Raw genomic sequence first — 13,694 nt, 5'->3', positions numbered from 1 at the left:
GACCAAACCAACCAAACTTATCCCTTGATCACGGATAATAAAATTGTCATCAATCATAAAACGAGAATCATGTTTAAAAACTATATCAAAATCGCTTGGAGAAGTCTTAAAAAGCAACCTTTTTTTACATTTCTCAATACATTCGGTCTAGCTATTGGCATGGCTGGGGCACTACTTATATCATTATACATCCATGATGAAATGGGTTATGACAAAATGTTTACCGATTCTGATCGCATTCATAGAATTCATGCAGACATAAAATTTGGTGGCGATGCACGTGAGTTTGCCGTAACACCAGCTCCCATGGCTGCTGCATTAAAAAATGATTTTTCTGAAATCGAGTTGGTCACTAGGTTTAGAACTCGGGGTAGTGCATTGGTTCGTAAGGCGGATGATCAAGCTAATGTAAAAGAAGAGCAGACCACTTTTGTTGACCCTAGCTTTTTTGAAATGTTCGGGGTAGAATTATTGTCAGGCGATGTGAAAACGGCTTTAAAAAATCCAAATACGTTAGTGCTAACTAAAACGGCTGCTGAAAAACATTTTGAGATTGGCAATGCGGTAGGACAAAATTTGGTGCTTAATAATGAAGAGACTTATACCATAGTTGGTGTCATTGATGATTTTCCACAGAATTCTTTCTTAAGGGATTATTCTGTTTTTGAATCTATGGAAGGGAATGGTGATGCCAAAGAGATTAATTGGGGCAGTAATAACTATCAGACATTTATTAAACTAATACCATCGGTCAAAGCTGCAGATATACAAGAACAATTACGGGGATTTTTAGGTAAATATGTCATTCCTGGGGTACAACAATTTATGCCGGGTATAACTGAAGAACAGTTAAAGGAATCTGGTAGCTACTTGGTTTATAGCACGATGCCATTGACCGATATTCATTTGAAATCACATAGGGTGGCCGAAATTAGTGCTAACAATGATATTCAAAGTATTTATATTCTATCATTTATAGCAATATTTCTTATTGTTTTAGCTAGTGTTAATTTTATGAATCTCTCTACGGCGCACTCTCTAAAAAGAGCAAAGGAAGTTGGGGTACGAAAAACATTGGGGTCAAATAAAATAGATTTGGTACGGCAGTTTTTGGTGGAGTCCGGATTAATATCTTTTCTTTCCTTAGTACTCGCCCTGGTTTTTGCTGTTATTGCATTACCTTTTTTTAATGAGCTTGCGAATAAAGAGGTTTACATACCCTTTAGTAGCCCGGTTTTTTGGGTCATCCTTTTAGGTTCGGTAGTTATTTTAGGTCTATTTGCAGGAAGTTACCCCGCATTTTTTATGTCGCGATTTATGCCTGTTAAAGTGTTAAAAGGGGGTGGCGGAAGCAGTGTTGGTGGCGGAACGATAAGAAATTCCCTAGTTGTATTTCAGTTCGCCATTTCAGTCTTTTTAATCGTGAGTACGTTGGTAGTTTACCAACAATTAAAGTATATACAAGGTAAGGACCTAGGATTCTCTAAAGATCAGGTTTTGATTATTAATGATGTATATACTGCAGGCGATAAGGTCAACTCTTTTAAAGAACAGGTGAAACAATTGAGCTTTGTAAAAGATGCCACATTAAGTAGTTTTTTCCCGACGCCTTCTAGCCGAAGTGATTCTACTTTTAGTCCTGAAGAAGGCGGTACCAATCAAGAGAATGCGGTAAGCATGCAGACATGGGCGGTTGACTATGACTATGTTTCGACCATGGATTTTGAATTGGTAGCTGGCCGTGATTTTGATAAAAATTTCGGAAATGATTCTACGACTATTATAATCAATGAAGCCGCGGTAAGAATAATGAAATTAAGCCCGAAAGAAGCTCTCGGCAAACGATATACCCCCAATTTTGACTCAAATAATCCAGAGTATTTTACCATAATCGGTGTTGTTAAAGATTTTCATATTGCTTCGTTAAAAGAAGAAATCGATGCAGTAAGTCTTAGGTTAGGAGACAGAGCTTACGCTTTGGCCGTAAAAATACAGGCAGGTGATTTCTCTAACGCCATTGCACGAATAGAAGGTGTTTGGAATACCATTGTGCCTGGTGAACCCTTTGATTACTATTTTATGGAGGATGCCTTTAATAATACCTATCAAAGTGAGCGAAGATTAGGTAATATTTTCATCATCTTCACCGTCCTTTCCCTGTTAATTGCCTGTTTGGGTCTCTTTGGGTTGGCTGCATTTAATGCAGAAAAGCGAATTAAAGAAATAGGGGTACGTAAGGTTTTGGGTGCCAGTGTAAGTCAAATATCCATGAGACTTACGATAGATTTCTTGAAGTTGGTTGGTATTGCTATTTTAATTTCTTTACCACTGGGTTGGATTGTCATGAACAAGTGGTTAGAAGATTTTACATATCGAATAACCATTCCGTGGTGGGTTTTTCTTCTGGCGGCATTCTTGGCGATTTTAATTTCTGTGCTAACGGTAAGCTATCAAAGTATAAAAGCAGCCATTGTAAATCCGGTCAAAAGTTTACGTTCAGAATAAAAAAAATCATCAATCAAAAAACGAAAATCATGTTCAAAAATCATATTAAAATCGCATGGCGAAGTTTAAAGAAGCAAGCCTTTTTTACGTTCCTAAATACATTTGGTCTTGCCATTGGTATGGCTGGGGCACTAATGATTTCATTGTACATATATGATGAACTGAGCTATGATAAAATGTTTGCCGATGCAGACCGTATTTACCGAATAGATACGGATATAAAATTTGGTGGAGCGGAAACAAAGGCAGCTGAATCTGCACCGCCAATGGCGGCAGCCTTAAAAAGAGATTATTCTCAGGTAGAATCTACAGTACGTTTCAGGACGGTGGGTAGCATGTACTTAAAAAAGGTAGGTGGTGATAAAAGTTCTAAAGAAACCCATGTAACCTATGTAGATTCCACTTTTTTCGAATTCTTCGGGATTGATTTAATGACAGGTAACCCTAAAACCGCGTTAACAGCTACAAACTCCTTAGTGCTGACAAAAACAGCCGCAGAAAAATACTTTGGATCAACAGATGTTCTGGGACAAGATTTACTTCTGGATAATTCCGATACCTATACAGTAACAGGGATTATTGATGATATGCCCAAAAACTCTTATTTTAACGAATACAGTGTTTTTTTGGCAATGGCAGGTAATGTTGCATCAAGAGAAGAGTTATGGGGCAGTAATAACTATTTCACGTTCATAAAATTAATACCCGGAGCATCTGTAGAAGATTTTAAAGAGCCATTACAGGGCATGCTGGAAAGGTATATGTTGCCATGGGCACAAAAATATTTTCCAGGTATGACGGCAGAATCCTTTGCGGCATCAGGTAATTATATACGTTACCACACTAAGGCTTTAACAGATATTCATTTATATTCCGATAGAAGCTCGGAAATGAATGCTACCAGTAGTATACAGAACATATATATACTTTCATTTATAGGGCTGTTCTTGATTATTTTGGCAAGTGTAAATTTCATGAACCTCTCAACGGCGCACTCGTTAAAAAGAGCCAAAGAAGTGGGTGTTCGAAAAACCTTGGGGTCAAATAAATTGAATTTGATTTTTCAATTTTTGACGGAATCTGGCTTAATAGCATTTATTTCATTAATAGCTGCATTATTGATCACAACGATAGCATTGCCATTTTTTAACGGTTTCACGGGTAAGTCCATTACCATTCCTGTTACACAACCGCTATTCTGGCTGGTATTGCTGGCTGCGACTATAGTGTTGGGACTTTTTTCAGGAAGCTACCCTGCCTTTTTCATGTCTAGATTTACTCCCGTAAAAACCCTAAAGGGTGGAACATCAGAAAGTGTAGGTAATGGTAGAATAAGAAATGCTTTGGTAATATTTCAATTTTCAATTTCCGTTTTTCTTATTGTAAGCACGTTGGTAGTATTTCAGCAATTAAATTATATACAGAGTAAAGATTTAGGCTTTGCAAAAGACCAAGTGTTGTTGATCAACGAGATAAGTCCTTTAGGGTCTGGAACAAATACATTCAAAGAAGAAATTCTTAAAATGGGCAATGTTGAAGATGTCACCTTAAGTAACTATTACCCTACGCCGTCATGGCGATCGGATAGTTCATTCTTTCTGGAAGGTGTTAGAAGTCAAGAAAATGCAATTCAAATGCAGACCTGGGGGGTAGATACGGATTATTTAAAGACGTTGCAGATGGATATTGTTGCGGGGCGCGATTTTAATAAGCAGTATGTCACAGATTCAACCGCTTTGATTATTAATGAAGCCACCTTGCCACTTTTAAATGCAACTGCAGAGGAAGCGTTAGGGATGCGAATTTCTGAGGAGATAGAATTGGAAGATCCTACTTACTACACCATTATTGGGGTGGTAAAAGATTTTCATTTTAAATCGCTTCGGGAAAATATAGGAGCATTAGGAATGCATTTAGAAAATACTGCAGAAAATATGGCGATAAGCTTAAGTGGCGGTGATTATTCAAATTCAATTGCCGAGATAGAAAATAAATGGAATGAGATGGCACCTGGTCAACCATTTGATTATCAGTTTATGGACGAAGCTTTTAATACCACTTATGAAGCGGAACAAAAGCTTAGCCAAATATTTTTCATTTTTACTATTCTATCCATTTTCATTGCTTGTTTGGGATTATTTGGATTAGCTGCCTTTAATGCTGAAAAGCGTACTAAAGAAATTGGCGTTAGAAAAGTATTGGGGGCTACTGTAAGTCAGATTTCTTATCGACTTACGGTAGACTTTCTAAAATTGGTAGGGATAGCTATTTTGGTCTCTTTGCCGTTGGGTTGGTATGCCATGAACAAGTGGCTTGAAGATTTTTCATACCGAATTGAAATTGGGTTTGGAATTTTTGCATTGGCAGCATTTCTAGCAATTATGGTAGCGGTAGTTACGGTAAGCTATCAAAGTATTAAAGCAGCGATAGTCAACCCGGTTAAAAGTTTACGTTCAGAATGAAACATTTCAATTTTAAAACACTCTTTATAGTAGTATAAAGCAAACATCATCAATCATAAAAAAAACTAATCATGTTCAAAAATTATTTGAAAATCGCATGGAGAAATCTCTGGAAGAACAAAGGGTATACGTTTATCAACGTAGGAGGGCTTGCTTTAGGCATGGCCGTTACATTGATTATTGGTCTTTGGATTCACGATGAACTTTCGTACAATAACTATTTCAGTAAAAAAGATAAAATCGCCCAAATTTTTCAATCACAGACCTTTAATGGGGAAATAGGAACCGGGCCGGCAATTCCAATTCCTTTAGAACGTGCTTTAAGAGATGGTTATGGAGACAATTTCAAATATTTAACAATGGCGTCATGGAGCCAACCTCAATACTTGGAATATAAGGAAACCAGTATTTCCCGTACAGGGAATTTTATTCAAGAAAAAGCACCCGAAATGTTAGACCTCAATATTTTAAAGGGAGAAAAAGATGGTTTGAGGGAGATCAATTCGATCATGTTGGCTGAATCCGTTGCTAAAGCATTGTTTGGTGATGAAGAAGCTGTTGGCAAGGTCATTAAAGTCAATAGTCAGTATGACATGGTTGTATCCGCTGTTTATGAAGATATACCCACTAACAATTCTTTCAACGACGCACATTTTTTTATGCCTTGGGAAAAATACTTGACAACTCAAGATTGGTTGAAATATGCAATTGATAATTGGGGTAATAACTCTTTTCAAATGTTCGTCCAGATTGTCGATAATGCTACTATGGAAAAGGTAAGTACAACCATTAAGGATGTTAAAAAAAATGCTGAAGAAGATGGTGAGGAATTTAATCCACAGCTTTTTCTATTACCTATGAAAGACTGGTATTTGAGGTCAAATTTTGAAAATGGAAAACAAGTAGGTGGCCGTATTAAAAATGTTTGGTTATTTGGTATTATTGGTGCATTTGTGTTGCTTTTGGCCTGTATCAATTTTATGAACTTAAGCACGGCTCGTTCAGAAAAACGAGGTAAAGAGGTTGGAATCAGAAAATCGATTGGTTCACAAAGGGGACAATTGATCTATCAATTTTTAAGCGAGTCTTTTTTAGTGGTTTTGGTTGCTTTTTTTCTTGCTGTTATAATTGTTCTGGCTTCTATTAATGGGTTTAATGACCTCTCCAGAAAGGAGATTTCATTTCCATGGGATAGTGGTGTTTTCTGGTTGGTTTCATTCTTATTTGTTTTATTCACATCCTTATTGGCAGGAAGTTATCCTGCACTCTATCTATCTTCCTTTAAGCCGGTTGATGTTTTAAAGGGAACTTTTAAAGTGGGTAAATATGCCGGATTGCCACGTAAGATTTTGGTAGTGGTACAGTTTACGGTTTCTGTTGCTTTTATCATTGGAACGGTAATCGTTATGCAGCAGATCAATTATGCAAAAAATAGGCCTATTGGGTATGATAAGGAAGGATTGGTACAGATTCCAACCATGAGCCAAGATTTTTCTGGAAAATATGAGTTGATGCGTACTGAGTTTTTAAATTCAGGGGCCGTAACGGAAATGTCAGCCTCCAGTAGTCCAACCACAGAAATATGGTCTAACAGAAATGGGTACACCTGGGAAGGAAAGCCAGAAGGTTTTCAGGAGGATTTAGCCTGGACGGAGGTAACCCCGGAATATGCTAAGTCTTTAGGTCTAAAAATTATAAAAGGGCGTGACTTTTCTCGGGAAATGGCTACGGATTCCAATGCCATTTTGATTAATGAAACGGCGATGAAGTATATGGGATTGACCAATCCTATTGGTAAGTTGGTAAAGGATTCATCGGAAGAAAACCCAGATCCTCCCATGAAAATAATTGGAGTGGTAGAAGATATGATTGCCCAATCACCATACGAACCTGTAAAGCAAGGCTGGTATATTTATGACAAAAACGGGAATAGTAGTTATTACAATTTAAGATTAAACCCAAACCAAAGTGCTAGTCAGAATATCGCAATTATAGAAAACGTTTTTAAGGAGCATTTTCCAGATATTCCGTTTCAATATGATTTTGTTGATCAACAATATGGTAAAAAATTCGCCTCAGAAGAACGTATTGGCACCCTCTCTAGCATTTTTACAGCATTGGCCATCTTAATAAGTTGTTTAGGCCTTTTCGGTTTAACATCATTCGTTGCAGAACAACGTAAGAAAGAAATAGGGGTAAGAAAGGTGTTGGGTGCAAGTATATTTAATGTGTGGAATATGCTTTCGAAAGACTTTTTAAAGCTGGTAATCATCTCTTGTTTTATAGCAGTGCCAATTGCATACTTCATTATGAACGGTTGGCTTCAAGAATACCCTTACCGGGTAATCTTAAAGTGGTGGATATTCGCCTTGGCCATGGTTGGTGCGATGTTGGTGACAATTTTAACTGTTAGTTTTCAGGCAATTAAAGCAGCAAAGGCCAACCCTGTAAAAAGTTTGAGAACAGAGTGAAACTAAACTTATATGTTACGTAATTATTTAAAAATTGCTTTTCGGAATGTTTGGAAAAATAAGGTGTTTTCATTGATAAACATTTTGGGTCTTTCCATTGGTCTAAGTGCTGCTTTTGTAATTGGTGCGATGGTTTTTTATGATCTTTCTTTTGATAAATTTCACCAAGATGGCGATAGAATCTATAGAGTAACCACATCATTTAAAAGTCCTGATGGCGATTTTTACAATGCAGGTGTAACGGTACCGCTGGCACAAGCACTTGTAGATCTTAAGATGGAAGAATTGGAAACGATAGCACCATTTTTCATCACATATCCTTTGCATGTTGAAAATCAGGAAACAGGCAATCGCTTTAAAAATCCTGAATTTGTAATCTATACCGAGCCATCCTACTTCAAGACCTTTGAATATAATTGGTTAGCAGGAAATAAGAATAGTGCGTTGGAGGAACCTAATATGGTGGTATTATCCGAAGAGCGTGCTAGAAAATATTTCCCTAATAAAGAGTTAAATGGCATTTTAGGGAAGTCAGTAATATATAATGATACAATACCAGCGACGGTATCGGGCATTGTGGCAAATTTTGATAATAGAACAGATCTTGTTTTTGAAGAATTTATCTCTTTAAAAACTGCAGCCACCCAAGATATGACCAATGCTGTAAACGAAGCAAATTGGAACAACACCAACTCTGCCTCTCAATTATTCATAAAACTTTCGCAAAGGGCAGACCCTATAAAGGTTCAAGAAACGCTTACCCAAATTGCCAAGGAACATGATGAGCCAGAAATGGTTGCCATTGGCAGAAGTAATACCTATACCATACAGTCGCTAGCTGACATTCATTTGAATCCCGATTATAATACGTTTGATTTTGATGATAGCCGAACAACAATAGCAGCGCTAAAAAGTTTGTTGTTATTGGCTGCCATCTTGGTTCTTTTAGGATGTATAAATTTTATCAATTTAAATACTGCCCAAGCCATACAACGAGCAAAGGAAATTGGAATTAGAAAAACATTGGGAAGTTCTAGAAAGCAGTTGATATTTCAGTTCTTGGGGGAAACATTTATATTGACTTTGGCTGCTGCCGCTCTTTCTTTTTTTTTGTCTAAATGGTTGCTCCTATTATTTTCTGATTTTATTCCTACAGGACTCACTTTTGAGCTTTTTTGGAATCCTTGGATTATACTTGGTATTGTTTTGTTGCTTCTTATAGTAACGGTTTTATCGGGTTTCTATCCGGCATTGGTCATGTCCAAATACAAACCCGTTTCGGTGTTTAAACAGCAGATTCTACCCAATTCTGATAAAGGCTCTTTAAGAAAGTATTTAACCGTATTTCAATTTGTAATTGCGCAAGTATTCATAATAGCTACGCTGATGGTAGGTAAGCAATTGAACTATATTATGAAAAAAGACATGGGCTTTAAGACAGAAGCCATTGCATATTTAAGAACTCCTTGGCGAGATACATCAGCAATTAAACGAGCAAGGTTTGTGCGTCAAATAAAAGAATTACCAGGAATTAATCAGGTTGTACTTTCTGGAAATCCGCCTGCTTCATTTTCAACTATGTTTATGAACGCCTTGTTTGTAGATGGAGAAAAGGAAGTAAATTCAGATTTACAATTAATGTATGGCAATGCCAACTATTTTGATTTATACAATTTAAAATTAGTTGCAGGCCGAATGCCCTTAAATGATTCAATTATAGAATATGTAATCAACAAGTCTTATTTAAAAGTAATTGGAATTGAGAATCCTGAAGATGTAGTCGGTAAAAATCTAAAGGCTAATAATAAAATGTTTCCTATTGTTGGTGTCATGGAAGATTTTAACCAACACTCCTTAAAATATGGAGTAGCACCAATGGCATTTACAGGAGGTTCTTATAGTGGAAAATGGACACAGTTTAGAACCATTCATTTTAAGTTGAATAGTTTGGATACTGGTGATTGGTCAACTACTATTTCTCGGATAGAAACCATATGGAAAAACCTGTATCCAGAGTCTGATTTTGAGTATAGTTTTATGGATGATACCGTAAAAAAGTTTTACGAAAGTGAGCAAAAAACATCGATACTTTTACAATGGGCTACTGGCCTTGCAATTCTTATAAGTTGTTTAGGGTTGTTTGGTTTGGTCATACACACAACTGAGCGTAGAACAAAGGAAATAGGTATTCGTAAAATACTCGGTGCCAATCTATTTCAACTTAATTTTTTATTGTCAAAAGAATTTTTAAAATTAGTGTTGATTGCCTTTTTAATAGCAACGCCAATCGCGTGGTACGGACTAAATTACTGGCTAGAAGGTTTTGCGAATAAAGCAACTTTAAGCTGGTGGATTTTTGCCTTAAGTGGCTTTTTAATGATTTTGATTTCACTTTTAATAATGACGATTAAAACAATAAATTCTGCCAATACAAACCCAGTAAAAAGTTTACGTACGGAGTAATTATGTGAATTTTTGATAACAACCAAAAAACAAAAAGAATGTTACTACAATTAAACAATATTTTCAAATGGGTACAGCAAGGCGGCCAGCGCATCTTCTTACTGAAAGATATTAATCTTGAAGTGGAAGAAGGTGAGTTTATTTCCATTATGGGTCCGTCCGGTTCAGGCAAATCAACCTTACTAAATGTCATTGGTATGTTAGACACTTTTGATGAAGGTGAATATGATTTCTTGAGTGAATCGGTTCATACCTTAAAAGAGAAATACCGGTCTAATTTGTATAAGGAATATATAGGTTTTGTTTTTCAATCCTACCATTTATTGGATGAACTTACGGTTGAGGAAAATTTAGAAATGCCTTTATTATATAAAAAGGTAAAAGGCTCTGAACGAAAAGCTTTGGTTGCTGATATGCTTGATAGGTTTAATATTGTTGGTAAGAAAGATTTATTCCCAACCCAATTGAGTGGTGGGCAACAGCAATTAGTAGGTGTTGCCAGAGCATTGATTGGAAAACCAAAATTGATTTTAGCAGATGAACCCACAGGAAATCTAAACTCTCAACAGAGCGAGGAAATTATGCAACTTTTTCAAAAACTGAATAAAGAAGATGGGGTAACCATAATTCAAGTTACCCATTCAGAAAAGAATGCCGAGTATGGTTCAAGAATCATCAACCTTTTAGATGGTAGACAGATTTAATAAATAAAGCACCTTAATCGGTTTAACGGTGCAATAGAAATCGAAATGACATACTCATACCTAAGTCAAGCCTAATCCGTATACCCTTTCGGATGCATTTCATCAAACTCGGTATTGTCCTGAAAAGCTTTTGCGAGCAAAAGAATACTGGCTTCATCATATAGATTTCCAACAAGAGTAATGCTGGTTGGGTGTTTTTCTTTATCCAATCCTGTAGGAATAGAAATCACGGGGTGACCAGTAAGGTTCGTAATTATTAATTGTCTATTTCCGAAGGTTGGAGATATAAGAATGTCATAATTTTTCATGATACCTTCCATTTTTTCAATGAGTACTTGGCGGTGCCTGTTGGCCTGTAAATATTCTACAGCGGGTATAAAGCGAGCTTGACGTAATGAATTGGCTCTTGACCCTTGGTCTTGTTCTACCATTTTATCAACGTTTCTTGAGCGCACCAAGTCGTCAAAAAATGCACCTGCTTCTGCTCTTAAAATCACATCAAAACTTGAATAGGGCACATCTTCTGGTAATTCAACTTCATTTAGTGTTATTCCCATTTTCTTAAAAGTTTCTAATGCTTTTTCTAAATTAGGTTTGTTTAGGGAGGTATCTTTTTCAATGTCCTTTTTTAGATAGGCTACCCGAAGAGATTTAAAATCTTTTTTCGGTTCAAAACCATCAGGAAAATCTGTAGTCGTACCATCTTTTGGATCCTTTCCGGTAATAACGCTATAAACTATGGCGCATTCTTCTGCACTTCTTGCCATAGGACCAACTTTATCCATAGACCAACTAAGGCTCATAACTCCGTGTCTACTAACCCTACCATAGGTGGGCCGTAAACCTGTAATTCCGTTTCTAGTACTTGGCGAGGTTATAGAGCCTAATGTTTCTGTTCCAAGTGCAAAAGGCACTAACCCAGCAGATGTGGCAGAACCAGAACCTGCAGATGAGCCTGTAGCACCTTGTTCGGTATCCCAAGGGTTTTTTGTTTTTCCATCGAACCAAACATCACCACGTGCCAAAGAACCAGAAACCAGTTTAGCAACTAAAACTCCGCCGGCATTTTGTAATTTTTCAACTACGGTTGCAGTCATCTCAATTTGTTGGTCTCTATAAGGTTCTGCGCCCCAAGTGGTTTTGTAGCCTTCAACCGCCATTAAATCTTTAACTCCGTAAGGTATTCCATGTAAAATGCCTCTGTATTGGCCATCAGCTAATTCTTGGTCCATCTTTTTTGCCTGATCCAAAGCCATTTGTTCGGTAATGGTAATGGTGCATTGTAATATGGGATTGTATTTTTTTAATCGGGCTATAAAAAATTCAGTCAATTTTAAAGAACTTATTTTTTTATTTTTAATTAAGGAAGCAAGTTGAGGGATGGTATAAAAAGCTAAATCAGCTTCTTTTTCTGGTAGTTGTACATTTTCCGGAATTTCCCAATCTGGAAATCCAGCCTGTGGTTTTGGTGTAAAATTTAGAGGTAAAGGATTGAATTGAATCGCAGGAAAAACGTCATTGTCCAACGTATATTTGCGTAAAGAATCGAAGCCCTCCTTATTACTTTTTAGGTAAGGGTAAAGGGTGTCGATATATTTTTTATCAAAATCGAGGCCTACTAATTTTTGTGACCGAACGACATCTTTTTTAGAAAATTCAGATTTTGAACTTGAACAAGCTATAGTCATTAATATTATTGAACTTAAAGCAAATTGTTGAATTGTTTTTTTGGTTGGTAGGTACATGCTTGATAGAATTTTTAGTCGTGTTCTAAATTACGATTTTTGTCTAGTTTCTATTCTTGTCTGGATTATAATTGAATAAGAAATGATTTTCTAGTAATAAAAGGTTCTATTTATGATGGCATCTTCATTTTCAATACACGAACTTCATAATCTCCCATCTAAGGATTATCTTTGTTGTTTAGAATGAATTTATATAATGAAGATAGATAAAAAGGACATTTTGAAGGCTTTGGAACATATTACGGTTCCTGGTGAGGGTCAGAATATGGTAGATAGTGGTGCAGTTACCAATATTCAAATTTTTGGCGATGAGGTTGAGGTTGATATTACCATTAAAAACCCTAGTCTACAAGCCCGAAAAAAGACAGAGGTCGAGATTTTAAAAATAATCCATAAAGAGGTTTATGCGAAAGCAAAGATCAAGATTAACGTTAAAGTAGAGGCTCCTGATACTAAGCCAAATAAAGTAAATGAAATAAAGGGAAAGGCTATTCCTGGTATTTCTAATATAATCGCGGTAGCATCAGGTAAAGGTGGAGTTGGTAAATCTACTGTTACGGCTAACCTGGCAGTTACTTTGTCCAAAATGGGCTTTAAAGTAGGTTTGTTAGATGCCGATATTTATGGGCCATCGATGCCGATTATGTTTGATGTGCCAAATGAAAAACCACTTGCGGTAAATATAGACGGTAAATCTAAAATGAAACCTGTTGAAAGCTACGGGGTAAAACTATTATCAATAGGCTTTTTTACACAACGGGATCAAGCGGTGATTTGGAGAGGGCCAATGGCTTCCAAGGCACTAAATCAAATGATATTTGATGCACATTGGGGCGATTTAGATTTTATGTTGATCGATTTACCCCCAGGTACGGGCGACATTCATTTAAGCATTATGCAAGCTTTACCAATTACTGGCGCAGTTGTGGTAAGTACACCACAAGAAGTTGCTCTTGCAGATGCTAGAAAGGGAGTGGCAATGTTTCAACAAGACTCTATTAATGTGCCAGTTTTAGGTATCATAGAAAATATGGCCTATTTTACACCAGCAGAGTTGCCAGAAAATAAATATTATATATTTGGTAAAGAAGGGGCAAAACATCTTGCGGAAGATTTGAATGTTCCTTTCCTTGGTGAAATACCTTTAGTTCAAAGTATACGTGAGGCGGGTGATGTAGGTAGACCTGCGGCATTACAAAGTGGCACACCTGTAGAAGCTGCTTTTGAAGAAATCACCAGGCAAGTAGTAAGTGAGGTTGTTGGAAGAAATAAGACACTGCCTCCGACCGAAGCAATAAAGATTACAACAATGGCAGGATGTTCTGCTGTTAAGAAAAAATAGAT

General features: G+C 36.7%; 7 protein-coding genes. 6 read left to right on the top strand and 1 reads right to left on the bottom strand.

Annotated features, from left to right (window positions below; genetic code table 11):
• Positions 1 to 69: 69 nt before the first annotated feature.
• From BMY56_RS05025 to BMY56_RS05005, 5 genes are all read left to right on the top strand, one after another.
• Complete coding sequence (locus tag BMY56_RS05025; RefSeq protein ID WP_091620772.1) at positions 70 to 2,505, top strand: ABC transporter permease; 2,436 nt, start codon at positions 70 to 72, stop codon at positions 2,503 to 2,505.
• Positions 2,506 to 2,534: 29 nt separating this feature from the next.
• The gene (locus BMY56_RS05020) at positions 2,535 to 4,967 is read left to right on the top strand and encodes an ABC transporter permease (protein WP_091620769.1); all 2,433 of its coding nucleotides are present in this window, start codon (positions 2,535 to 2,537) and stop codon (positions 4,965 to 4,967) included.
• A 71-nt stretch (positions 4,968 to 5,038) separates the two neighbouring features.
• Positions 5,039 to 7,438, top strand: a complete 2,400-nt coding sequence (locus BMY56_RS05015; protein WP_091620768.1) for an ABC transporter permease — start codon at positions 5,039 to 5,041, stop codon at positions 7,436 to 7,438.
• Positions 7,439 to 7,450: 12 nt separating this feature from the next.
• Entirely contained in the window at positions 7,451 to 9,901 is a 2,451-nt protein-coding gene (locus BMY56_RS05010) for an ABC transporter permease (RefSeq protein WP_091620765.1), read from the top strand.
• A gap of 38 nt (positions 9,902 to 9,939) precedes the next feature.
• On the top strand, positions 9,940 to 10,605 hold the full coding sequence (locus BMY56_RS05005; RefSeq protein WP_091620762.1) for an ABC transporter ATP-binding protein: 666 nt from the start codon (positions 9,940 to 9,942) through the stop codon (positions 10,603 to 10,605).
• A gap of 71 nt (positions 10,606 to 10,676) precedes the next feature.
• On the opposite strand, the gene BMY56_RS05000 is transcribed toward BMY56_RS05005, so the two are convergent.
• A complete protein-coding gene (locus tag BMY56_RS05000; protein ID WP_245737141.1) occupies positions 10,677 to 12,350 on the bottom strand; it encodes an amidase in 1,674 nt (557 codons plus the stop codon).
• Between the two features lie 196 nt (positions 12,351 to 12,546).
• Between BMY56_RS05000 and BMY56_RS04995 the strand changes: the two genes are divergently transcribed.
• The gene (locus tag BMY56_RS04995) at positions 12,547 to 13,692 is read left to right on the top strand and encodes an Mrp/NBP35 family ATP-binding protein (RefSeq protein ID WP_091620760.1); all 1,146 of its coding nucleotides are present in this window, start codon (positions 12,547 to 12,549) and stop codon (positions 13,690 to 13,692) included.
• Positions 13,693 to 13,694: the final 2 nt, after the last annotated feature.

It is taken from the genome of Maribacter orientalis (assembly GCF_900109345.1).
Classification (GTDB): domain Bacteria; phylum Bacteroidota; class Bacteroidia; order Flavobacteriales; family Flavobacteriaceae; genus Maribacter; species Maribacter orientalis.
This window is presented reverse-complemented; position numbering and strand designations above follow the sequence as displayed.